The organism is Gordonia sp. LMA484 (assembly GCF_058129505.1).
Map to the genome: position 1 here is coordinate 3,596,814 of NZ_CM176700.1, position 23,745 is coordinate 3,620,558.

21 protein-coding genes are annotated in these 23,745 nt (G+C 66.6%); 8 read left to right on the top strand and 13 right to left on the bottom strand.

The window, feature by feature from the left end:
• The first annotated feature begins 152 nt into the window (after nucleotides 1–152).
• From AC4AMJ_RS15855 to AC4AMJ_RS15875, 5 genes are all read left to right on the top strand, one after another.
• Nucleotides 153–1,232, top strand: coding sequence for a ferredoxin reductase (locus AC4AMJ_RS15855; RefSeq protein ID WP_489900183.1), 1,080 nt, complete (start codon nucleotides 153–155; stop codon nucleotides 1,230–1,232).
• A 3-nt stretch (nucleotides 1,233–1,235) separates the two neighbouring features.
• A complete protein-coding gene (locus tag AC4AMJ_RS15860) occupies nucleotides 1,236–2,444 on the top strand; it encodes a fatty acid desaturase family protein (protein WP_489913215.1) in 1,209 nt (402 codons plus the stop codon).
• A gap of 38 nt (nucleotides 2,445–2,482) precedes the next feature.
• A complete protein-coding gene (locus AC4AMJ_RS15865; RefSeq protein ID WP_489913217.1) occupies nucleotides 2,483–2,905 on the top strand; it encodes a hypothetical protein in 423 nt (140 codons plus the stop codon).
• A 26-nt stretch (nucleotides 2,906–2,931) separates the two neighbouring features.
• Nucleotides 2,932–4,752 carry a DNA helicase RecQ gene (recQ, locus tag AC4AMJ_RS15870; RefSeq protein ID WP_489913219.1) on the top strand — a complete coding sequence of 607 codons (1,821 nt, stop codon included), beginning with the start codon at nucleotides 2,932–2,934 and terminating at the stop codon, nucleotides 4,750–4,752.
• 66 nt (nucleotides 4,753–4,818) lie between these two features.
• Nucleotides 4,819–5,328 (top strand): DUF4395 domain-containing protein, encoded by a 510-nt coding sequence (locus tag AC4AMJ_RS15875; RefSeq protein ID WP_489913221.1) that lies wholly within the window; start codon nucleotides 4,819–4,821, stop codon nucleotides 5,326–5,328.
• 84 nt (nucleotides 5,329–5,412) lie between these two features.
• On the opposite strand, the gene AC4AMJ_RS15880 is transcribed toward AC4AMJ_RS15875, so the two are convergent.
• The 8 genes from AC4AMJ_RS15880 to AC4AMJ_RS15915 all read right to left on the bottom strand — a co-directional run bounded on the left by AC4AMJ_RS15880 (nucleotide 5,413) and on the right by AC4AMJ_RS15915 (nucleotide 12,478).
• On the bottom strand, nucleotides 5,413–7,026 hold the full coding sequence (locus AC4AMJ_RS15880) for an HNH endonuclease signature motif containing protein (RefSeq protein WP_489913223.1): 1,614 nt from the start codon (nucleotides 7,024–7,026) through the stop codon (nucleotides 5,413–5,415).
• 97 nt (nucleotides 7,027–7,123) lie between these two features.
• Nucleotides 7,124–7,681 (bottom strand): RES domain-containing protein, encoded by a 558-nt coding sequence (locus AC4AMJ_RS15885; protein WP_489913225.1) that lies wholly within the window; start codon nucleotides 7,679–7,681, stop codon nucleotides 7,124–7,126.
• Nucleotides 7,682–8,074: an antitoxin Xre/MbcA/ParS toxin-binding domain-containing protein gene (locus AC4AMJ_RS15890; RefSeq protein WP_489913227.1), complete on the bottom strand. Its 393-nt coding sequence runs from the start codon at nucleotides 8,072–8,074 to the stop codon at nucleotides 7,682–7,684.
• A gap of 54 nt (nucleotides 8,075–8,128) precedes the next feature.
• Nucleotides 8,129–9,085: a Ppx/GppA phosphatase family protein gene (locus AC4AMJ_RS15895; protein WP_489913229.1), complete on the bottom strand. Its 957-nt coding sequence runs from the start codon at nucleotides 9,083–9,085 to the stop codon at nucleotides 8,129–8,131.
• Nucleotides 9,082–9,624 carry a DUF501 domain-containing protein gene (locus AC4AMJ_RS15900; protein WP_489900172.1) on the bottom strand — a complete coding sequence of 181 codons (543 nt, stop codon included), beginning with the start codon at nucleotides 9,622–9,624 and terminating at the stop codon, nucleotides 9,082–9,084. Before AC4AMJ_RS15900 ends, AC4AMJ_RS15895 begins: the two co-directional genes overlap by 4 nt.
• Complete coding sequence (locus tag AC4AMJ_RS15905) at nucleotides 9,621–10,163, bottom strand: FtsB family cell division protein (RefSeq protein ID WP_489913231.1); 543 nt, start codon at nucleotides 10,161–10,163, stop codon at nucleotides 9,621–9,623. The genes AC4AMJ_RS15900 and AC4AMJ_RS15905 overlap by 4 nt, the downstream gene beginning before the upstream one ends.
• 157 nt (nucleotides 10,164–10,320) lie before the next feature.
• The gene (eno, locus tag AC4AMJ_RS15910) at nucleotides 10,321–11,604 is read right to left on the bottom strand and encodes a phosphopyruvate hydratase (protein WP_489900170.1); all 1,284 of its coding nucleotides are present in this window, start codon (nucleotides 11,602–11,604) and stop codon (nucleotides 10,321–10,323) included.
• Between the two features lie 121 nt (nucleotides 11,605–11,725).
• Nucleotides 11,726–12,478: a lytic transglycosylase domain-containing protein gene (locus AC4AMJ_RS15915; protein ID WP_489900169.1), complete on the bottom strand. Its 753-nt coding sequence runs from the start codon at nucleotides 12,476–12,478 to the stop codon at nucleotides 11,726–11,728.
• Nucleotides 12,479–12,655: 177 nt separating this feature from the next.
• On the opposite strand from AC4AMJ_RS15915, the gene efeU reads away from it, so the two are divergent.
• From efeU to efeB, 3 genes are read left to right on the top strand one after another with little or no spacing between them, the layout of a single operon-like run.
• The gene (gene efeU / locus AC4AMJ_RS15920; RefSeq protein WP_489913234.1) at nucleotides 12,656–13,570 is read left to right on the top strand and encodes an iron uptake transporter permease EfeU; all 915 of its coding nucleotides are present in this window, start codon (nucleotides 12,656–12,658) and stop codon (nucleotides 13,568–13,570) included.
• Between the two features lie 35 nt (nucleotides 13,571–13,605).
• Complete coding sequence (gene efeO / locus AC4AMJ_RS15925; RefSeq protein WP_489900800.1) at nucleotides 13,606–14,775, top strand: iron uptake system protein EfeO; 1,170 nt, start codon at nucleotides 13,606–13,608, stop codon at nucleotides 14,773–14,775.
• Entirely contained in the window at nucleotides 14,775–16,088 is a 1,314-nt protein-coding gene (efeB, locus tag AC4AMJ_RS15930) for an iron uptake transporter deferrochelatase/peroxidase subunit (protein WP_489900167.1), read from the top strand. Before efeO ends, efeB begins: the two co-directional genes overlap by 1 nt.
• 114 nt (nucleotides 16,089–16,202) lie before the next feature.
• Here the strand turns inward: efeB and AC4AMJ_RS15935 are convergent, their stop codons facing one another.
• The 5 genes from AC4AMJ_RS15935 to AC4AMJ_RS15955 all read right to left on the bottom strand — a co-directional run bounded on the left by AC4AMJ_RS15935 (nucleotide 16,203) and on the right by AC4AMJ_RS15955 (nucleotide 23,702).
• Nucleotides 16,203–17,126 (bottom strand): nucleoside triphosphate pyrophosphohydrolase, encoded by a 924-nt coding sequence (locus AC4AMJ_RS15935; RefSeq protein WP_489913236.1) that lies wholly within the window; start codon nucleotides 17,124–17,126, stop codon nucleotides 16,203–16,205.
• 156 nt (nucleotides 17,127–17,282) lie between these two features.
• Nucleotides 17,283–20,873: a transcription-repair coupling factor gene (gene mfd / locus AC4AMJ_RS15940; RefSeq protein WP_489913238.1), complete on the bottom strand. Its 3,591-nt coding sequence runs from the start codon at nucleotides 20,871–20,873 to the stop codon at nucleotides 17,283–17,285.
• 34 nt (nucleotides 20,874–20,907) lie between these two features.
• Nucleotides 20,908–21,405 (bottom strand): GNAT family N-acetyltransferase, encoded by a 498-nt coding sequence (locus AC4AMJ_RS15945; protein WP_489913241.1) that lies wholly within the window; start codon nucleotides 21,403–21,405, stop codon nucleotides 20,908–20,910.
• Between the two features lie 128 nt (nucleotides 21,406–21,533).
• Complete coding sequence (locus tag AC4AMJ_RS15950; RefSeq protein ID WP_489913243.1) at nucleotides 21,534–22,583, bottom strand: phosphotransferase family protein; 1,050 nt, start codon at nucleotides 22,581–22,583, stop codon at nucleotides 21,534–21,536.
• Nucleotides 22,584–22,586: 3 nt separating this feature from the next.
• On the bottom strand, nucleotides 22,587–23,702 hold the full coding sequence (locus AC4AMJ_RS15955) for an Rv3169 family protein (protein ID WP_489900162.1): 1,116 nt from the start codon (nucleotides 23,700–23,702) through the stop codon (nucleotides 22,587–22,589).
• Nucleotides 23,703–23,745 lie beyond the last annotated feature (43 nt).

Here is a 23,745-nt window from a genome sequence, read left to right on the forward strand (position 1 = left end):
GCCCGGCTCGATCTGCGCGCCCGTACCCACCGGCGGGCCCGCGTGACTGCTGTCACAGCGATTTCCGCTTGACGACCCGGCCCGGAACTATGCAACACTTGTTGGTGTACAGATGTTCACTCAAATCCTGTACCCACGAACGGAGCCAACCCATGAGCATCCGCATCCCCACCCTTGTCGGCTCGATCCTCGAGGCCGCACTCACCCCACATCCGGTCGACCGGTACCTCGAGTTGGTCGATCCCATGATCACCTGGAGCGACCTGCGCGCCAAGGTCGTCGCCGTCGACCACCCCACCGCGCGAACCGTCCGGCTGACGTTACGCCCGACGCGCCAGTGGGACGGACACCTGGCCGGACAGTATGTGCAGCTCAGCACCGTCATCAACGGCGTCCGACACACCCGCTGCTTCTCGCCCGCCAACGCATCCGACGCCGGCGACGGCGATCTGGAACTGACCGTCACCGCCCACGAGGACGGCTTCATGTCGACCCATCTGCGCGACCACGCTCACGTGGGCATGGTCGTCGGGCTGAGCCAGGCACGCGGCGAGTTCACCCTACCGGATCGGCGAGGGTGGTCGGCGGTCTTCATCAGCGGCGGAAGTGGCATTACACCTGTACTCTCGATGTTGCGTACGCTCGTTGCCGAGAACCATCCCGGCCCGATCACCTTCGTGCACTACGCGCGGACGCCGGAGGACGTCGCATACCGAACCGAACTCGCCGCCCTCGCGGCCGCGCACCCCGACATCGACGTGCGTCTGCACTACACCCGCGGGGACACCCCCGGTCATTTCGCCGGCGACCATCTCGATGACATCGCCGACATCGAGTCCGCGCACCTGTTCGTCTGCGGCCCGCCGGCCCTGATGGACGCCGTCAACGAGCACTACGACGCGACCGGGATGACCCAGCGACTTCACAGTGAGGCATTCGTGCTCGCCGCACCGACCGCCATCAACCCCGATGCTCCGGTGGACGGCGAACTGACCTTCTCGAGGTCCGGCAGATCCGCGGCCAACGACGGTCGCCCCATCCTCGACCAGGCCGAATCGGCCGGGCTGAGCCCGGAGTCGGGCTGCCGGATGGGTATCTGCTTCTCCTGCACCGCCATCAAGAAATCCGGCTGCACCCGCAACGTGTTGACCGGCGACACCGACACCGAAGCCGACACGCAGATCCAGCTCTGTATCAACGCCCCTGTCGGCGACGTGGAAATCGAGGTATAGACCATGACCACCACCAGCACCCACACCCCGGAGACGGACACCACCGCCGACATCGTCCCCGCCGACGCCACCGCGATCGCCGGGACAGTTGTCGACCCCAAACACATCACCCTGAGTTACGAGCAGGTCGAGAGCCTCGGACGTGAACTCGACGAGCTGAAGGCCCGCATCGTCGCCGACCTCGGCGAGAAAGATCGCGAGTACCTGTACAAGATCATCCGGGCCCAGCGTGGCTTCGAGATCGCCGGCCGTGGCCTGATGTATCTCGGCTTCTTCCCGCCGGCGTGGATCGCAGCCGTCGGCGCGCTGTCGGTGTCGAAGATCCTCGACAACATGGAGATCGGCCACAATGTGATGCACGGCCAATACGACTGGATGCGCGAGGACACCTACAATTCCCGCCAATTCGAATGGGACACCGTCTGTCCCTCCGATCAGTGGCGGCACAGCCACAACTACATGCACCACACGTTCACCAACATCGTCGGCGAGGACCGCGACATCGGGTACGGCATCCTCCGGATGGCCCGAGACCAGAAATGGCATCCCTACTACCTCGGCAACCTCGCCTACGCGACGGGACTGATGGTCCTGTTCGAGTGGGGTGTGATGCTGCACGACCTCGAGGTCGAGAACATCCTCGCGGGTAAGCGCAAGTGGTACGACGTCAAGGGCCTCGTGAAGGGCATGTGGCGCAAGGCCGGTCGCCAGGTACTCAAGGACTACGTGGTGTTCCCTGCGCTGACCGGACCGTTGTTCGTATCGACGCTGCTTGGTAACGCGTCAGCCAACCTGGTCCGCAACCTGTGGACGTTCTCGATCATCTTCTGTGGTCACTTCCCCAGTGGCGCACAGACCTTCACGCCCGAGGAGTGCGCGAATGAGACGCGCGGCCAGTGGTATCTGCGACAGATGCTCGGCTCGGCCAACATCACCGGCAGCCCACTGTTCCACATCATGAGCGGGAACTTGTCACACCAGATCGAGCACCACCTGTTCCCCGACATCCCGGCCGGCCGCTACCCGGAGATCGCCGGAGAGGTCCGCGAGATCTGCGAACGTTACGGTTTGCCGTACAACACCGGTTCCTTCCGCCACCAGCTGTTGTCGACATGGAAAAAGATCGCCAAACTGTCGCTGCCGAATTTCCTGACCCGCGACGACGATGACCTGGTGGTGACCGTGGAGCGCTCGGCCTCGGCCGCCGCGTGAGTCACGGCGCGTCCGGTCCGGTGGCAGAATACGGAATCATGGTCGACAGCATCGAACGCAACAAGGATCTCGTCCAGGAACTCGTGGAATCGACGGCCACCCATGTCGGACGTATCGCCACGATCATCACCGGAGCGGTCGCCGACGTCGCACGCGAGATCGGTGACCTGGTCACCGACGGATTCGAGATGCGTGACGCCGCGAAACGCGCCCGCGAAGATGAGGAGCGCGGCATCCTCGACGTCGAGGAGCACGATGTCATCGAGGCTCCCGATCCAGCCGACGTTGACACGAGCGACGCCGACACGAACGACGTGAGCGACGACGACTTCAACGACGACATCGGCGATCCGGTGGACCTCGGCGAACTGCCCGCCGCCGAGCAGGCGGCGCTGCCCAGCGCGGATGAGGTCCCCGAGGAGCCGGTCGACATCGGTGAGCTACCGGGCGAACAGCCCTGACGCAGGCCGCCAGTAACCTTGTGCCCATGTCCGACATGTGGCACGTACTGGAGTCGACCTTCGGATACGAGTCGTTCCGCGGCGATCAGGAAGAGATCGTCGGGCATGTGGTCGACGGTGGAGACGCCGTCGTCCTCATGCCCACCGGCGGCGGGAAGAGTCTCTGCTATCAGGTGCCCGCCCTGGTGCGCGACGGGTGCGGGGTGGTGGTCTCCCCGCTGATCGCGCTGATGTCCGATCAGGTCGCCGCACTTCGCGAACTCGGTGTCCGCGCTGCGTATCTCAACTCCACCCAGATGCCCGACCAGCGTGCCGAGGTCGAGGACGCCTTCCGGTCCGGTGAGCTCGACCTCCTCTATGTCGCGCCCGAGCGCCTCAACAGCCCCGGCACCCGCGCACTGCTGCAGCAGGGCACGATCGCGCTCTTCGCCATCGACGAGGCGCACTGCGTCTCCCAGTGGGGTCACGACTTCCGGCCCGATTATCTCGCCCTCGGCGAGCTTGCCGAGATCTGGCCCGATGTCCCGCGGATCGCTCTGACCGCGACGGCAACGCGCCGCACCCACGCCGAACTCACCGAGCGCCTGCACCTCGGTGGGGCTCGGCATTTCGTTGCCGACTTCGACCGTCCCAACATCACCTACCGCATCGTCCCCAAGTCGGAGCCGCGTAAACAGCTCCTCGACTTCATCCGTACCGAAGGTGTCGTCGACGGGCAGCCGGCCACCGGCATCGTCTACGCGCTGAGCCGGGCGTCGGTGGAGAAGACCGCCGAGTTCCTGGTCGCCAACGGGATCGATGCGATGCCATATCACGCGGGCCTGGATCGCAGGGTCCGCCAGCACACTCTCGAGCGTTTTCTTCGTGCCGACGGCGTCGTGGTGGTCGCGACGATCGCCTTCGGCATGGGCATCGACAAACCCGACGTGCGTTTTGTCGCCCACATCGACCTGCCGAAGAGTGTCGAGGGCTACTACCAGGAGACCGGACGAGCGGGACGCGACGGACTTCCGTCCGTGGCGTGGATGACCTACGGCCTCGCGGATGTGATGCAGCAACGTCGCCTGATCGACTCCTCCGATGGTGACGCCAATCACCGTCGTATGCAGCAGCAACACCTCGATGCGATGCTCGCGCTGTGCGAGACAGTCGACTGTCGCCGCGAGCAGCTACTCCGCTATTTCGGCCAGGACACCACGCCGTGCGGCAACTGCGACACCTGCCTGAACCCACCCGAGACGTGGGACGGCACCATTCTGGCTCAGAAGTTGCTGTCCACCATCGTTCGGCTCCAACGCGAGTATGGCCAATCCTATGGCGCCGGCCATCTTGTCGATATCCTGCGCGGCGCGGACACCGCCCGCATCCGGGAGCAGGGCCACACCCGTCTGAGCACCTACGGCATCGGCACCGAGCTCGACGCAGGCGGCTGGCGTGGCGCGATCCGGCAGCTCGTTGCGTCGGGAGTCATTGTTCCGCAAGGGGATTACGGCGTCCTGACGCTGACCGAGAAGAGCGGCCCGGTGCTGCGCGGCGAGACCGCGGTGATGCTGCGAACGGACCCCGTCCGAGCGGTCACCCGTACCCGGACCGCGAAGCCGGCCGCCGACCTCCCCGAGTCCGATCGGGGCCTGTTCGAGCACCTGCGCGCCTGGCGCAAGTCGGAGGCGTCACAGCGAGGGGTACCGCCGTACGTGGTGTTCAACGACGCGACCCTGCGGGAGTTGGCGGCCAGGCGCCCGACGACACACGAGCAGCTGCGGACCGTGTCGGGAATCGGTGACGCCAAACTCGAGCAGTACGGCGACGACGTGCTGGAGACGATCGCGACTTTCGAACCAGCGTGAGGGAAAGGTTTGTCCGTAGTCACCGGACTGACTAGCCTGGTCGAGGTTGTCCCCAGGAGGTATCCCGTGTCTCGTTCGCTGCCGTCAGCGCTGACCTTCCCCAATCCCGTCAACGACTACGCCGCGCGCTCGACCGCGGGCCTGGTGATCCTGCTGGCGATCGTCGCGATCGCGGTGGACCATCCGGCCGTGTACGCGCTCCTGGCCCTCGGATTCGCGCTACGAGTGATGGCAGGCCCACGGTTCTCCCCCTTCGGCCAGTTGTCGGTTCGGGTACTCGCACCCAAGGTCTGGCGGAAGACCAAGCTCGTCCCGGGCCCGCCGAAACGATTCGCGCAGACCATCGGGCTGGTCTTCAGCGCCACCGCGCTTGTCCTGTCGCTCCTCGGCCTCGGACTCGCCGCCCAGATCGTGGTCGGTGCGCTGATCGTCGCGGCCACGTTGGAGTTCGCCCTTGGCCTCTGCCTCGGGTGCGTGGCATTCGGATTTCTACAGCGTCACGGGATCATCCCCGAGACGGTCTGCGAAGCCTGCAACAACCTGTCACTGCGCAACACCGAGCCGACCGCCGTTTAGCATCCCGACCACCCGGGCCGGAAGATTCGGACGCGAGGTGGCCCGGACGGGCGCATCAACCCTCACGGCCGGACGGTCTCGCCCTCAGCGGTGGGTTGTGAGCAGCGCGAGTGCGAGGCGTGCTTCGATGACCGAGATCGGTGTGGGGATCGTCTCGGTGAGATGCAGGTGCGGGCCGTCGTCCGGCGGCGGCGCGTCTGGTTGCGGTGGTGGGTGCAGGCGTGCGCGAACCTGTTCGAGGTGCTGCGCATACAACACCGCGATGTCGGGGCGCCGGTTGAACTCCTGCGGGTTCGGCGGTGCGCCGTCGGCGCTGTTGCGGCGCCACCAGGTGCGGCCGGTGTGGGGGCCGTCCTCGTAGATGCCGGTGGTGAATTGGCCGATCCCGGGTCCGACCATCCGGTTGTGTTTCGGGCACGCCGGGGTCAGATCGACGATGTCGGTCAACCCGCCATCAGCGAAGTCACGGCGGGCGTGATGCAGTTCGACGTGGGAGGCCGGCTGATCACAGCCGGGTGCCGAGCACACCTCCCCATCCGGGCGGGCGAACGACGCCAACCGTTGAGCCCGGGTGGCACACCGTTTGGCCTGCCCGAAATACAAGGGCTGCGGGCTCGCATCGGCGAACACCGCCAAATACTGTTGGGCCTCGGCAGCCAACCGGATCACATCGGTGATCGGCAACAGCGACCCGGTGGCGGTGGTGCCGAATCCGGTCTCCCGGATCAGATCATTCAGCTCGGCCTTGACGATCAACTGCACCGGCAACCCCCGATGGGACTTGCCCAACAACCCATCGGCAAACACCGCCCGCAACAACGCCGCCAACGCATCATGATTGCGCTGCGCCTGGGTGCGGGTGTCACGGGCGGCGGCCGCCTTCACCGCCTCGGGGTCGGCGTCTTCTTCGGCACCCGAAGGGGCGTCGGGATCCTCGGGGTTGTTGAGACCAGGTTTGGCCCACGCGGCCAGCATCATCTCCAGCAACGCCCGGGTCTCCGGATCCAGATGGCCGGTCAGTTTCGACATCTGCTGCGCGTTCTGCCGATTCAGCCACAGATTCCGCTTACGTTTCCGATCACTGTCGTCGGTCAACTCGCCATCCGGATCCAGATGCGCCAACACCCGCTGACCCAGGATCACGATCTCATCCGGGGTGTGCTTGACCGCCAACTCGGCCAACGACGCCTCCGCGGCCACCTTCTTGTCGTGGGGCGCCTGCTGCGGGATCGTCTCCAGAATGTCGATCACCGTACTCAGATGCGCCGGGCCGACCTCACCGCGCGCGAACGCCGCCGCCAACTCCGGAAAGCGTGGCTCGGCGCACTGCCCACCCAACTGCCGCATCCGCCCGGTCGCCGCGATCTGATCCTTCCGCCGACCCGGTTCGGAGACCCGCACCTCGACATTGAGGAAGTTCGTCAAACTCCGAAACCCCATCGCCCGCGGCACACCCCGATCCGACAACTCCAGAATCTGGCGATTACCCTCGAACAACTGCCGATTGACCGCCCGCTCCGAGGCCCGCGCCACCGCCAGCACCTCCGCATCACTACAGCGCGTCAGATCCGCCGCCGCCAACCGATCCAACACCGCATGCAACTCGGTGAGCAGACCCGGCACCTCCGACAACGACTCCTGTGCGTTCAGCGTGTCGTGCGTGTTCGGCTCGGCCATACCCACCCCCCAGCGGACCATCGTTCGAATATACGTTCGAGAGTAGACGAGATTCACGACAGCCGCAACCGGCACCTGCGACCGTGCGTGCGGGGCACTCCTCCCACGCCTCACCCCGTCACCGATCCACCGGCCGCAGCAATGCGTCGGCGGCATCGATGATCGCCGGGTGATCGAGATCCAGCGTTTCGACCGCCACCACCTCGGGGCGCGTCCAGGACGCCAGCACGCTCCACTGCGGCCGGTGATATGACCACCACGACACCGCGTCCCACGCGCGTTCACCATTCGCGTCGATCTCGGTGTAGATCTGATGACCCCAGCGTTGGGTGACCGTCAGATTGCGGATCACGACATGCGACGGCCGCAGCCCCAATCGCACCAGCTGCACCGGGTCGTCGAGGTCGAGGATGCGCAGGTCGTCGGGCACACGGAAGGTGCCCAGTGCGCGACGCGCACCGGGCAGCTGTGGGAAGTCGAACATGTCGTCCACCCATTCGCGGAGGTTGCCGAAGCTCTCACCGCAGGCGGCCTCGGCATGTCGCGACAGGTACCAGACGTAGTGATCGGGGTGATCTACCCGGCCACCGAGTTGGGGCCGGTGCTCGTACAACGGATGACCGGGACGTCCGGGCGCCGCGGACTCCAGATACGGGAAGACCCGGTAGACGAGCAATCAGGCCGCCCCGCCCCATGCCTCGGCATCGAGCGCGGTCAGCACCGCGGCCGCACCCGACAACCGCAGGGCGTCGATCGGCCGCGCCCCGCCGAGATGGGCATTCTGGCTGGTCAACCAGGTCTGTGCAGCGTCGGGTCCCCAGATGAGACGGGCGCGGGCATAGATGTGTTCGAGATCGATGAGCAGCGGGCCGGCGATCGGGCCGGGGTATTCCTCACCGGAGATCCATCGGGTCGGTTGCGACCGGCTCACCCCGATCAGCTGGGCCAACCCCGCCTTGCCGAAGCTGTCGGCGAGATAACTGACCCGGCTGGGCGCGAGCGGATCGGCCGGATCGCCGGAACGTGGCCGACGGGGCCCGGGGATGTCGCGCACGCGTGCTGAGGTCACGGACTCCAGCCTACCCAACAATCTTGTTGGGCGGTCAGCGGAGAGTGGTGAGCGTCAGTCGAGCAGTCCCATCGCGATGCCGTCGAGGATGTCGTGCTCGCTGACCACGAGCTCGTCGATCGACGTTCGGTCGGCCAGTACGCGGGCGAGTTCCATCGTGACCAGGGCACCGCCGCCGATCACGTCGACACGACCCGGATGCATGGGACCGAGCGCCGCCCGTTCGGCGCGGGTCATCCCGATCAGCCGTTCACAAACCGCGGCGAGGTCCCCGAGTGAGATCCGGGAGAGATGAATGATGTTCGGGTCGTACTCGGTCAAACCCGCACCGACCGCCGACAACGTCGTCATCGTGCCGGCCACCCCCACCCACGTGTGCGCACCGTCCACCGGCACCGCCGCGAACGCGGGCGCGAGGCGCTCACGAGCGAAAGAACGTGCAGCGGCGACCTCCTCGGCAGTGGGCGGATCCGAGGGCAGACACCGTTCGGTGAGTCGGACGCAGCCGATGTCGGCGGAGTACGCGGCGGTGACGCCGTCTCGGTGGCCGACGACGACCTCGGTGGAACCCCCACCCAGATCCGTCACCACGAAAGGGCCACGTGCGGGATCGAGTTCGCCGACCGCGCCACGAAATGACAGGCGGGCCTCCTCGTCGCCGGTGATCACCTCGGCCCGCGCGCCGTCCACCACCTGCCCGAGGAGTTCGGCGGTCATCGCGAAGAAGTCGTCGCGGTTGGCGGCGTCGCGGGTCGCCGACGTCGCCACCATCCGCACCCGCTCCGCCCCGAGGGAGGCCATGATCTGCACGTAGTCGGCCAGCGCCGCACGCGTACGTTCGATCGCCTCGGGCGCGAAACGGCCGGTCGCGTCAACTCCCTGACCGAGGCGCACCACACGCATCTCGCGGTGCAGGTCCATCAGGCCGGCGGAATCCGCACCATCGGAAATCCGGGCGACGAGCAGTCGGATCGAGTTGGTGCCACAATCCACGGCGCCCACAACGGTCACTGCGTGGTCTCCTCAGGGTCGTCGTGGGTGACGGCCGGCCAATCCGCCGGTATGGCGGTGCCTCGCAGCGGACCTTCGGCAGCGAGTGCGACCGCCTCGTCGCCGAGCGGATTCACTCCCGGCCCCTTCGCCAACGAATGTGCCATCAGGACATGCAGGCACTTCACCCGATCGGGCATGCCGCCGCCCGAGAAGTCGGTGCCCAGCGATTCGATCGCGTCGCGTTCGGCGAGATACGACTCGTGCGCACGCCGATAGGCCGCGGCCAGCTCGAGGTCGGTGCCCAGGCGAGCGGTCATCGACTTCATCACCCCTGCCGACTCGAGCCGACTCGCCTCGGCGGTCAAACGTGGGTCGGTCAGGTAGTACAGCGTCGGGAACGGCGTACCGTCGGGCAGCCGGGGCGCCGTCTTGACCACGGCGGGTTGCCCGTCCGGAGTGTGATAGCTGACCTCGATCACCCCGCGAGGCTCTCGCCCCAGCTGGGCCGCGATCGTGGCGAGATCCGTTTCGGACGCGCCTGGGTCTTCAGCGCTCACTTCGCGTTCGGTGGGGTCGACACCGACTCCCACAGGTTGCCGTACCACGGACTGCGGGCGCGCTCGGCGGCCTTCTTCTGCTCGGCGATCCGTGCGTCGTCGCCCGGGAACATCATCACCAACGCCTTCTCCCCCGGCCGCACGAACTGTAATCGCTCCCGCGCCTTCGCCTCGATGTACGCGGGATCGCCCTGCTCGTTGACCTTTTGCTGATAGTCGGTCACCTCCGACTGCAGCCGATCGTTGCTCGCACTCAGTTGCTTGAACTCGGCGCGCTGGGCGAAGTACGTGCGAACCGGCATCGCCAACGTCAGCGCGACGACGCTGATCACCAGCGCGAGCACGATCGCACGTTTCGCATCGAGGCCCTCGATCCGGGCGAGCAGATACGAACGATCGAAGCGTGACCGCCCTTGACGTATGCGCCGACGAGACACCTGACTCCCACGTCGCGCATCCCGATCGACCACGCCTTCGCCGTCGGCGACAGCGGGATCGAGGTCGGCGTCCGTGATCTCCTGCTCGCCGGTCTCGGTCACCGAGATCTTGTTCGGACGAGTCGGCCCCTGGCTCGCGCCCGGCGAACGGGGACGGGCGGACCGTCGCGTGGTCGTGCCACGACGGTCCGCCTGCGACCGATGAATTCGCCCGGCGCGAACCCCACGAGACCCGCTCGATGTCATGGGGTCCAGCTAATCACGAACCGAACGAGAAACGTGGGAAGGCGAGGTCCCCTGCGTACCGTGCCGCGTCCCCGAGACCTTCCTCGATACGAAGCAGCTGGTTGTACTTCGCGACACGCTCACTGCGGGCCGGCGCGCCGGTCTTGATCTGCCCACAACTGCAGGCCACGGCGAGATCGGCGATGGTGGTGTCCTCGGTCTCACCCGACCGGTGACTCATCATCGTCTTGTAACTGTTGTTGTGCGCCAACGCGACCGCGTCCAGGGTCTCGGTGAGCGAACCGATCTGGTTGACCTTCACCAGCAACGCATTCGCGACTCCTTCGGAGATGCCCCGCTCGAGACGCTCCGGGTTGGTGACGAACAGGTCGTCGCCGACGAGCTGCACCTTGTCGCCGATCGCCTCGGTGAGTGCGGCCCATCCGGCCCAGTCGTCCTCGGCCAACCCGTCCTCGATCGACACGATCGGGAAGTCGGTGACCAGCTTCTCGAAGAACGCGATCATGTCGGCCGACGAGCAGTCCTTGCCCTCGAGCTTGTAGACGTCGTTGGAGAAGAACTCGGTGGCCGCGGCATCGAGCGCGACGACCACGTCCTGGCCGAACTTGTATCCGGCCTTCTCGACGGCCTCACCGATCGCGGCCAGTGCGGCCTCGGTGTTCGGCAGATCGGGGGCGAATCCACCCTCGTCACCCAACGCCGTGTTCATGCCCTGTTTGCCCAGCACCGACTTGAGCGAGTGATACACCTCGGCACCGCAGCGAAACGCCTCTTTGAAGGTCGGTGCGCCGATCGGCGCGATCATGAACTCCTGGAAGTCGATACCGTTGTCCGCGTGCTCGCCACCGTTGATGATGTTCATCATCGGCACCGGCAGGATGTGCGCATTCGGTCCGCCGAGGTAGCGGAAGAGCGGCAGGCCCGCCGACTCTGCCGCACCCTTGGCCACCGCAAGGGACACACCGAGGATCGCGTTGGCGCCGAGACGACCCTTGTCGGGGGTTCCGTCACAGTCGAGCAATGCCTGGTCCACCAGACGCTGGTCTTCGGCCTCGAGACCGATGACGGCAGGCGCGAGTTCGCCGAGGACGCCCTCGACGGCTTTGGTCACGCCCTTACCGCCGTAACGTTCGCCGCCGTCTCGCAGCTCGACGGCCTCATGCTCACCGGTCGAGGCGCCGGACGGGACCGCGGCACGAGTGAAGGTGCCATCGTCGAGTACGACCTCGACCTCGACGGTCGGATTGCCTCGTGAATCGAGAATCTCGCGTGCACCGACCTGCTCGATCATTGCCACAGCTCTAGCCCCTTATCACCTCGACTGGTCGACGCCGTTCGACGCCGACAGGTTCAGCTCAAAGACTAATCGTTGCGCGCATCGGACACTCGACAAGGGACGGACTGGTCTCGACCGTCGGTCAGTAACGGACGTTGATCGAGTACGCGTTGGCCCGATCCCGCACGTCGAGCACGTACGCCATCGAGTTGTTGTAGACCTTGACGGCCTTCTCCCAGCCCTGCGGCGTGGTCATGTCACCACCGGACGAGACGCAGAGATACCGGGCCGCGGACAGCGCGGCGTCGTCGATGTTGTCCGGGTCGGCCTTGCCGTCGCCGTTCGCGTCGACGCCGTAACGCTTCCAGGTCTCGGGAATGAACTGGAAGGGGCCCATCGCACGGTCGTGGGTGGTGTCGCCGTCCATCTTTCCGCCGTCGGTGTCGTGGATCTGCATGTTCCCGCGCGTCCCGTCGAGCGCCACACCGCGAATCGGGGGCGAGGTGTCGCCGTTGGGCGCGATGTTGGTGCCGTGGTGGGTGCCGTGCTTGCTCTCCACCGCGGCCACACCGGCGAGCGTGGTCCAGGCGAGGCCACACTCCGGATGCTGCTGCCGCTGGATCTCGGCGGCGTTTCCGTACGCCTCGAGGGCGATGAGCGGGATGCCCGTCGGGTCCGCGATCGGCTCAGCCCAGGTGCGCATCAGCTCGGCGGTGCGGCCGGGGGCGTTGATGTCGATGTAGGGCGTCGGCGCACCGGCGCCCGGCGGGATGCCGTCCGGGATGTCGGGACGGTTCAGCGTGGGCAGGTGGATACATGCCGATGCGAGCAGTGCCGTCGCGAGGACGATCGTCGGAGCGAGCACCAGTCGTCTCCCGGCTGTGCGCCGCCCCATCTTCCGCCCTCCACTCTCTGCCGCCGTCTGGGTTTTTGGACCCGTCTTCAAGACAACTTTGCGACCACGCTTTCGGTTCCCGCGCATCGGAGGCTACTGTCACATGGTTAGCCTCACCAAACCTCGCGACAACGCGGTGGATGACGAGCGCGACGGAGACGAGACAGAGAGTTCGGCATGGAGTACCTGGCTGCGGGTGGCGCGCCCTCGATTTTTGCGCAGATGTTCGGCAGCGGCCTCATCGGACTACGCGAAGGCCTCGAAACGGGCATCGTGGTCATGGTCCTGATCGCGTTCGTCGTGAAGGCGGGCCGTCGGGACGCACTCAAGTGGATCTGGGCGGGAGTCGGCGCCGCGGTCGCGATGGTGCTCGGAATCTTCCTGGTCATCCACCTCGGTACCTCGACGGTGACGTCACTGACCGCCGAACTGATCGCGGGGTTGGCATCGCTCGTGGCGGTCGCCATCGTCACGGCCATGGTGCTGTGGATGAGCAAGGCGGCCAAACACATCTCGTCGGACCTGAAGGAGGGGATGTCGGACGCACTGCTCACCGGCGCCGCCTCGGTCTTGGGACTGTCGTTCCTCGCGGTGGGCCGTGAAGGCTTCGAGACCGCTCTGCTGATGGTCGGCTACGCGGAAAGCGTGTCCGGCGGACTGTGGCCGCTACTCGGTCTGCTGCTGGGCATCGTCGTCGCGATCGTGGTCACCGTGCTGCTCTATCGCGGTGCGGTGCGCCTCAACTTTCACGCATTCTTCCTGTATACCGGCATCTTCCTGATCTTCGTGGCCGCCGGCATCCTCTCCTACGGCATCCGCGCACTGCAGACGGTCGGCTGGTTGCCCGGTGGCAACGCCCTCGCCTTCGACATCAGCACGTACTACGACCAGTCGTCCTGGTACGGGACGGTGCTCGCCGGCATCTTCAATTTCCGGCCCGATCCCACCGTGCTCCAGGTCGTCGCGTGGTGCCTGTACGTCGCCATCGTCCTCACGCTCTTCCTCCGCGCGAACCGGCAACCACGGCCGGCCGACGCGCCCGCTGACACCCCGGCGACTACCGAGCCGGTATCTGAAAGGAATCCCAGGTGAACTCGAGAAGTACCACCGCTGTCGCGCTGCTGTCGATGGCCGTGGCCACGCCGCTGTTGCTGGCGGGCTGCACCTCCAAGGAGAGTGCCGACGGCGCGATCGCGGTCACGTCGACGAACGACGCCTGCGACCTCGACGGCACGGACGCGCAGACCGGTGACGTGAACTTCAAGGTCACCAACAACGGTTCGAAGGTCACCGAGTTCTACGTGTACGGCAACAACAATCGCGTGCTCGGCGAGGTCGAGAACATCGGACCGGGACTGTCGGGCAACCTGACCGTCGAGGTCACCGATCCGGGCACCTACACCGTGGCGTGCAAGCCGGGCATGGTCGGCACCGGCATCCGCCAGGAGATCAGCGTGTCCGGCGACAAGAAGGCGAAGGAAGAGGTCCCGGCCGACGTCAACGCCGCGAAGGCCCGCTACCTCGACTACGTGCGCGGTCAGGTGAACGGCCTGGCCGCCCAGACCCAGATCTACGTCGACCACATCAAGGCCGGGGAACTCGACGCCGCGCGCGCGATGTTCGGTCAGGTTCGCACCTTCTACGAGCGCATCGAACCCGTCGCCGAATCCTTCCCTGATCTCGACCCCGCGATCGACATGCGCTGGGACGACACCGAGGGCGGCACGCAACCCTTCACCGGTTTCCACCGCACCGAGCGTTTCCTGTGGCCGCCCCAGCCGCAGGAGGTCGGTGAGGCACCCGGGCAGATCGCTCCGGACGATGCAGCCGACGCCAAGGCCAACGACAACCAGGCGAACATCGACAAGGCCGCTGATGAACTGCTCGCGAATGTCACCGAGCTCAAGACCGAGGTCGACAAGTCCGACTTCACCTTCGAGACCCGCCAGTTCGTGCAGGGTCCGCAGGCCTTGATCGACGAGATCGCGGCCACCAAGGTGGGCGGCGAGGAAGACCGCTACTCCCACGCAGATCTCTGGGATTTCGCGGCCAACGTCGACGGCGCGGAGACGTTGATCGCGGAGATGCAGCCGATGATCTCGGCCAAGGACCAGGCGCTGATGGACAAGATCACCGCCCAGTTCGCCGACGTCCGCAACGCGATCAACCAGTACCGCGACGGCGACGGATACGTGAGCTACACGCAGGTCACCGAGGACCAGCGCAAGGATCTGTCCAACAAGATCGACGCCTTGTCCGCCTCCCTGTCCCAGGTTCCCGGGCTGGTGCTGGGCTGATGACCGAACCCACCCCGACTCCCGCCGAACCCTCCGGACGACACCGCTTCTCGCGGCGCGCGCTGCTGGGCGGCGCCGGTGTCGGGGTGGTCGCGGCCGCCGCCGGTGGTGTCGCGGTCGGTCGTGCGACGGCAGCCGAGGAGACCGCCGATTCCCGAGGCGTCGTGCCGTTCCGCGGTGACCGCCAGGCCGGCATCATCACCGCCGCGCAGGATCGGCTGCACTTCGCGAGCTTCGACGTGATCACCGATTCCCGCGAGGATCTCGTCGAGATGCTCAAGAAATGGACATCGGCCGCCGAACGGATGACGCGCGGTGAGGAGACGGTTGCGGAGGGTGCCGTCGGCCTCGGCGACTACACGCCCCCGGCCGACACGGGTGAGGCGCTGGGACTCAGCGCCGCCAATCTCACGCTCACCATCGGCTTCGGGCCCGGACTGTTCGGGCCCAGTGCATCCGATCCCGACCGGCGCGACCGGTTCGGCATCGCCGACCGCAAACCGGCGGCGCTCGTCGACCTGCCGGCATTCGCCGCCGAGAAGATCGAGGCGTCCCGGTCCTTCGGCGACATCTGCATCCAGGCGTGTGCCGACGACCCGCAAGTCGCTGTCCATGCCATCCGCAATCTCGCCCGGATGGGGCTTGGCGTCGTCGCGGTGCGGTGGTCGCAACTCGGGTTCGGGCGGACCTCGTCGACCACGAAGTCCCAGGAGACACCGCGGAACATGTTCGGGTTCAAGGACGGAACCGCCAATCTCCGCGCCGAGCAGACCGATCTCCTCGACCGGTGGGTGTGGGTCGGCCGGGAGGACAATCCCCCGGCGGCCCAGTGGATGACCGGCGGCACCTATCTGGTGGCGCGGCGCATCCGGATGGACATCGAACCGTGGGACCGGGCCAATCTGCTGGAGCAGGAGCAGATCATCGGGCGGCTCAAGTCGTCGGGCGCTCCGTTGGGCCAGCAGAACGAGTTCGACACCCCCGACTTCAACGTCACGTCGTACGGCGCACCGATGATCCCGCGGACCGCACATGTGCGGCTGGCACACCCCGACAATCTCGGCGGAATCCAGATCCTGCGTCGCGGCTACAACTTCACCGACGGCTCGGACGGATTCGGCCATCTCGATGCCGGACTGTTCTTCATCGCGTTCAATCGCGACTCCGGAAAACAGTTCGTGCCGATGCAGCAGGTTCTGTCGCGCCAGGACGCGATGACCGAATACCTCATCCCGAACGGATCGTCGCTGTTCGCCATCCCACCCGGCCTCAAACCCGGCGAATGGTGGGGTCAACGGTTGTTCGAGGGCTGAGGGCGGGCGTCGTCACTCGCCTCGCCCACCACCGCTCACTCGACGAAGGCCACTTTCTCGACCACCGCGCACACTTCTGCGGGGCTCACTTCTGCGGGCTCACTTCTGCGGGGCTCAGTCTGCGCCGTTCGCTTCCGCTCGGGTCGCACCCATGGCCGCCACCCACGCCGCCGCCGTGTCGAGGGTGAGGCCCTCGGCATCGGCGCGCTTCTCCGCGTCGCGGACACGCGACATCAAGGATCGGACACGTTGTCGGGCAATCTCTTCGACACTGTCACCACCCGCCTGCACTGCGACGGAAGTGATGGCGGGATCGATGATCTCCAGCGGGAAACCAGCTGCCGCGAGTCGCTCGAGGACCTTTTGGGTCAAGGCCAGAGCCGGGGCAGTCGTGGCCACTCCGTCGAGCACCGATCCGCGATTCTTCTCTGCCGCCTTGCGTTCCTCCCACTCGCGGATCTGGGTCTCGAGGTCTGCGTGCGCGCCGGACAGGACACCGGGTGTGCGTCCGGTGACCTTGGCGGTGAAACTGCGGGCGACGTCGTCGATGTCGAACGGACGATCGGGGTCGTCGGCGGCGATCCGGGCATGGAAGAGGACCTGGAGGAGCAGATCTCCGAGTTCCTCGCGGAGCAGGTCACGATCGCCGTCGTCTATGGCGTCGAGCAGTTCGTAGCACTCCTCGAGGAGATATCGCCGCAACGAGGGGTGCGTCTGAGTGCTCTCCCATGGACCGTTGCGACGCAGCGTGTCCATCAGCGCGACTGCTTCGAGGAGCGCAGCACCGGGCACCGGCCGAGCCTCCACGACCTCCTCTCCCCCGTCGATCCTGGCCCGCACGAACGGGTGCGCACGATCGCTCGAAAGCAGGGTCGCCCCGGGATCGTCCACTTCCGCCCAGGACGCCGACGTCTTACCCAACTCCCACAGCGTGGACGGATGGACATCCTCGGTGACGACGACAGGCCCGTCGAGCAACGCGAGTCCACGCAGCGGGATCACGTCAGGGCGAAGCGGATCGAGAAGCACGACAGCCACGGGCGACGACCTCCGTTCGGGGTGCGGACGTCATGACGTTATCCCAGCGTCCGCGTGAACTCGCTGTGGACACCGGGCAGGTTCGACGACGACCCAGCGCGCCGGCGGAGAGCCCGGATCGAACCGCGCGGATCCGGGCTGCTCGGCCGGTGTGCGTCAGTCCAGGTCCGGGTTCGGCCGCAGGGCCAGCAGGAACTTCGTGAGGTAGTCGATGAGTTCCTCGTCGCGAACCCGCGCCGACCCGACTCCACCGGTCCGTGGGATCGGCAGCGTGATCGCCGACGTCGTCGCCCGATAGCTCGCCGACGGGTACAGCCGCTTCAACCGCACCTGTTCGCTGTCGAGCAGTGTCATCGGTGAGATCTTCACCCCGCTTCCGGCCATCCCGACCTCCGAGACCCCCCGTTCGCGGGCGCGCAAGCGGAAGCGCGCGATCGCCGCGAGCCGGCGGGTCTCCTCCGGCGGCTCGCCGTAACGGTCGGAGAGTTCTGCGAGCACGCCGTCGACGGCCTCGTCGTCGGTGGCGGCGGCGAGCTTGCGATAGGCCTCGAGCCGGAGCCGGTCGGAGTCCACGTACTCGACGGGGATATGCGCGTCCACCGGCAGATCGATACGCACCTCGGTCGGCTCACTGGTCGAGACCGTCTTGCCGTCGGCCGCCGCGCGGTAGGCCTCGACCGCCTCGCCAACCAGCCGTACATAGAGGTCGAATCCGACGCCGGCGACGTGACCGGACTGCTCCGCGCCCAACACGTTTCCGGCACCACGCAGCTCGAGATCCTTGAGCGCCACCGCCATGCCGGCCCCGAGTTCGTTGTTCTGCGCGATGGTGGCCAGTCGGTCGTAGGCGGTCTCGGTGAGCGGCCGCTCGGGACTGTAAAGCAGATAGGCGTACCCACGTTCCCGGCTGCGTCCCACGCGGCCACGGAGCTGATGCAGTTGCGACAGGCCGAAATTCTCCGCACGGTCGACGATGAGGGTGTTGGCGTTCGAGATGTCGAGGCCGGTCTCGATGATGGTCGTGCAGACGAGCACGTCGTATTCGCGATTCCAGAAACCGGCGACGGTGCGTTCGAGCTGATCCTCGTTCATCTGACCGTGCGCCACGACGACCCGCGCCTCGGGGACCAGCGCGGCGATGTCCCGTGCCGTCTTGTCGATCGTCGACACCCGGTTGTGCACATAGAACACCTGACCGTCACGCAGCAGTTCGCGACGGATGGCCGCCCCCACCTGCTTCGCCGAATACCCACCGACGTAGGTGAGAACGGGATGACGTTCCTCGGGCGGGGTCAGGATCGTCGACATCTCGCGGATGCCGGCCATCGACATCTCCAACGTGCGCGGGATCGGCGTCGCCGACATGGTCAGCACGTCGACGTGTGTGCGCAGGGACTTGATGTGTTCCTTGTGCTCGACGCCGAACCGCTGCTCCTCGTCGACGATGACCAGCCCGAGATCCTTCCAGGTGACGCCGGTCTGCAGCAATCGATGGGTGCCGATCACGATGTCGGCCTCACCGGAGGCCATCGCGTCGATGATCTCCTTCGACTCCTTGGGGTCGGTGAAGCGCGACAAACCGTGTACCCGCACCGGGAAGCCGGTCATGCGCTCGGTGAACGTCTGCAGATGCTGTTGCGCCAGAATCGTTGTCGGAACCAGCACGGCGACCTGTTTGCCGTCCTGAACCGCCTTGAACGCCGCGCGCACGGCGATCTCGGTCTTGCCGTAGCCGACGTCCCCGACGATCACCCGGTCCATCGGGACCGGCCGTTCCATGTCCGACTTCACCTCGGCGATGACGGTGAGCTGATCGACCGTCTCGGTGAAGTCGAAGGCGTCCTCCATCTCGCGCTGCCACGGCGTGTCGGGGCTGTAGGCGTAACCGGGTGCGGCGTGACGCGCGGCGTAGAGCTGGACCAGCTCACCCGCGATCTCTCGCACCGCCTTGCGCGCTTTGCGTTTGGTGTTCTGCCAGTCCGACCCACCCAGTTTCGACAACGACGGCTGCTCGCCGCCGACGTACCGGGACAGCTGGTCGAGTGCATCCATCGGCACGAACAGACGATCGGCCGGTTGCCCCCGCTTGCCCGCCGCGTATTCGAGGACCAGGTACTCGCGGCGCGCACCCGAGACCGTGCGTTCGATCATCTCGACGAACTTGCCGATGCCGTGCTGGTCGTGCACCACCAGATCGCCTGCCGTCAGGGCCAGCGGATCGACCTGGTTGCGGCGCTTGGCCGGCAGCTTACGACCGTCCCGCACGCCGGCGACCCGATTTCCGGTCAGATCGGTCTCGGTGACGATCACCAGACGCGCGTCGGGGCAGACGAGCCCCGCGCGCAGCGTGCCATGGAACACCGAGACCTGTCCCGGTTCCGGGCGCGTCCCCGGCTCGACGATGACGGCGGGCACCTCTGCCTCGGCGAGACGCTCGCCGACACGATGCGCGGTTCCCTTGCCCGCCACCACGATCGCGGCCGACCCACCCGCAGTGACATGGGCACGCAGATTCGCGAACACGGTGGCGATCTCGCCCTCGTTGCCGCGCGGCGAGGGCCCGGCGGTGAGGTCGAGCTCCACTTCGTCTCCGCTGCCCGTGGCGAGCGGACTCATCGTCCACCAGGAGCGTCCGGCCGACAGCGTCGTTCTCGCCACCTCGTCCAGCGAGCGATACGCACTAGCCTGCAGATCGATCGTCGAGGCATCGACCGGCGCGTCACCGCCGAGCGCCGCGGCCGTCCACGACGCCTCGAGGAACTCGGCGCCGGTCTGCGCCAGGTCCGCGGCCCGGGTGCGGATCTTCTCCGGATCGAGCAGCAGAACTCGCGTCCCCGCGGGGACGACCTCGGTGAGCATCTGCATCCGGCCCTCGACGAGCATCGGGATGAGGGCTTCCATGCCTTCGACGGGGATCCCGCCGGCCAGCTTGGTGAGCATCTCGGCGAGGACCTGCTCGCCGGCATGATCGGTGGCGAGATCGGCGGCGCGCGCACGGACCTCCGGCGTCAGGATGATCTCTCGGCCCGGATGAATACGGACCACCGACACGTCGATCTCGGGCTGGCTGCGCTGGTCGGCGACCGAGAAGGCCCGCATCTCGGAGATCTCGTCGCCCCAGAACTCGACGCGCACCGGGAAGTCGGCGGTGGTCGGGAACACGTCGAGGATGCCGCCACGGACCGCGAACTCACCTCGACGGCCGACCATGTCGACTCGCTCGTAGGCCATCTCCACGAGGTCGGTCAGCAGTACCTCGAAGTCGAGTTCCAGGCCTTCGGCCAGCGAGATGGTCCGGGCGGACCCGAGGCCCGGCGCCATCGGCTGGACCAGCGAACGCACCGTGGTGACGACGACGCGTATGGGTGTCCCCTCGTCCGGGTGGGCGAGCCGGTGCAGAACCGCGAGCCGTTGCCCGACGGTGTCGGCGCTGGGCGAGAGCCGCTCGTGCGGCAAGGTCTCCCACGACGGGAACTGCGCCACCGAGGCCGGGTCGTCGAGCAACTCGGCCAGTTCTGCGGTCAGGTCGTCGGCCTCGCGTCCGTTGGCCGAGACCACCAGGAGCGGCGCCGTGGTGGCGTCATCGCCCGGCGCGGCGGCAGCAAGGCACGACACGATGAAGGGCCGGGCGGCGTCGGGGGCCGTGATATCGAGACGATCCTGGTCCCGCCGACGAACGAGGTCCGCGATCGCCTTGTCTGCACACGTGACCGCGGCAAGCCCGTGCAGGGCGGGGGTTGATGACACTCCGACGATTGTAGGCAACGCCGATTACGGTCGGTCAGGGCAACGCACGCTGCATGTAGATGCAGTCGATCCACTGATCGAATTTGTACCCGACGCGGGGGGTCCGGCCGACCTCGGCGAAACCGTGCTTGGCATGGAGCGCGACCGATGCCTCGCCGCCGGTGGCGGCGATCACCGCGATGACCTGTCGCACGTTGTCGGGGTCGGCGGCGTCGAGCAGCGCCCCGAGAAGCCGACCGCCGACGCCCCGACCTCCGGCGTCGGGGTGCAGGTAGATGGTGTCCTCCGCGGTCCGGTCATAGGCCTGTTTGTCCCGGAACGATCCCAGGTAGGCGAAACCCTGCACCGTCTCGCCGCCGACGGCCACCAGAAACGGCCGCCCCGCCTTCCCTATGGTGGTGAGCTTGGACTCCCAGTACTCGACCGGTGGCGCCGCGTAGTCGAACGTGGCGACGGTGTGCTCGACATAGTGCCGGTAGATGTCGGCGATGGCCGGGCAATCGGCCGCGGCCGCGGAACGGATGGTGACCATGCCGACGATGATGCCGGATGGACATGCGCCTGCGTGTCCCGGAGCGTCGTGGCGGCGAGGAACAGTCCTGATCCCTGCGAGCTCGCACTCCGATCCCGGACGACCCGGTGGTCGGATCCGGGTCGGTGTCATTGGCTGAACACATGGTCGAGGCGTGCGACACAGATCTCGGCGAGGTCGACCCCGTCGAGATCCAGGATCTGGTTCAGTCGGAGCAGCGGGATCGCCAAGAGGAGCGCGGCACTCACGTCGTTGAAGAGCATGTGGTCCAGACGCAGCCGGGTGAGCCGACGGTAGCGATCCAGGGTTTCCTCGCGGGAGGGGGTGCCCGGCGCGCAGGCCCGATCGGGCAGCGGACTGCTCACCCAGTCCGTCGCGAACATCCAGGCGAGGTCCGCGCCCGGATCACCCAGATAGGCGATCTCCCAGTCGAGCGCGGCCACCGTGCCGAAGTCGTGGTCGTACAACACATTCGACATCCGGCTGTCACCCCAGCAGAGTCCCACCCGCTCGGGCTCGTAGAGATTGTCGTCGAGCCAGTCCAGTGCCCGGACGAGAGATTCGGCCACCGGACTCGGGTGGCTCGCCCAGGTGAGTGCATATCGGAGGAATCCGGCCAGCCGCTGTGGCGCCGACGACCCATACGCCCGCAGGTCGAGGAATCCGAGCCGTCGCGCCACCGGGTCGACCGTGGCTGCCTTCGCGATCAGGTCGACACACCCGTTCCACAACGTCGCCCGCCCGGCGGCGTCCGCGTCGGCGAAGATGCCCGCCTCGTGATAGGGCGGGACGTCATTGACCGTGACCACATCGTCGATTCGATCCATCACGAAATAGGGTGTACCCAGATCACTTGCCTCGGTGTCGATCCAGCGCATCACGGGTACCGGAACCCGGGTGTCGCGCAGCCGATCCATCGTCAGGTACTGACGGCGGAGGTCGAAGTCGGGCAGCACCGGGATCACCGGCGGGCGACGGAACACCAGCCCCAGTGGTTCGTCACGCCCGTCGACACCGATGAGGTCGAACAGGAACGTCTCCGTCGAGAATCCCTGGGTCGCCGGACGCCAGTCACCGACGCGGGCCCCGGATGCACCCGGAACCCTTCTGCGGACGACGGTTTCGATCGCTTCCGGCAACAGGTCCGGCGCGATCCGGACATTCGGCGTCCTGGCCACGACTCACCAGCCCGTGTATCCGTACCGCGGATACGCACCGAGGAAGACCATCTCCACCAGCCCGTGTCCGATCTTGCCGTCCATGCGTACCTCGCAGAGCGTCTCGCTGAGGAACGTGACCGGTGCGATCGTGTCGGGATCACTCACGTCGACCGTGAATCCATCGATGAAATCCCTTCCCCGCCAATACCCAGATGCGTACCCGCGGTACTCCTGGTAGCCGGCCAGACCGGGCCAGAAGTCGCAGATGGGTGTGACGTCGACGACGCTGGTGGTCCGGTCGTCCCGATGCACGGTGAACGTGCCGCCGCTGATGACACGGAGTCCAGAGCGGAACTCGAGGTCATGTCCGACGTCGATGATCGCCGACGAACCACCACCGGTCGACAAAGGCCGCAGCACCTCTCCCTCGAATTGGGTGCGTCGTCCACGACTGTCCTCGCGCTGCGCGAAATGCACCAGTTCGTCGTGGAATTCGAAGATGCCCATGTAATAGAGGACGCCGTCCGGGATGTCACCCGGTTGCAGCTCGGTTCCTTCCGGGAGGCTGCCACCGCCGGGCCCGTTGCGAATGCCCCACGAGTGGTCGCGGCCGAACCACCATCGGTTCGGATCGAGGTCGATGCGCTCACCGTCGAGCACGATGTGACCCTTGACGGTTCCGTTCTGATAGAAGCGACGTGCGTTCTCCTGCACCCTGCCCCGGGACCGGTGGAATGCGGGCGTCTGTTCGTAGGCCGGGAACACCCCGGTGAGGGTCAGATCCAGTTCGAGCCCGTGATCGTTGGCCGCCAACACGGCACGCGTCGACAACAGCGGCTCGCAGACCCGATACGTATAAGGGCCGACCGCGTAGGTCCCCACACCGACCGGCGCGGAATCGATCTGGGAGGAGACCCGTACGACGCGGGTCTGGCCACCGCGGCGCGTGACCATGGCATACGCGTCGGTGACGTTGCGGTTGGGATAGCGCGCCAGCCCGGTCATCACCGTCACGTCGCCCGAGCGGTCGAATCCGTACATCACGATCCGTTCGACCCAGCGCAGATCGCTCTGCTCAGGATGATCGAATGTCGTGGCCATCTGATGGCAGAGCAATTCGTCGTGCGCGGTCAGCATGACGCGGTCCTCCTTGTCGCCGATGCGATGCCGCCATTACGTT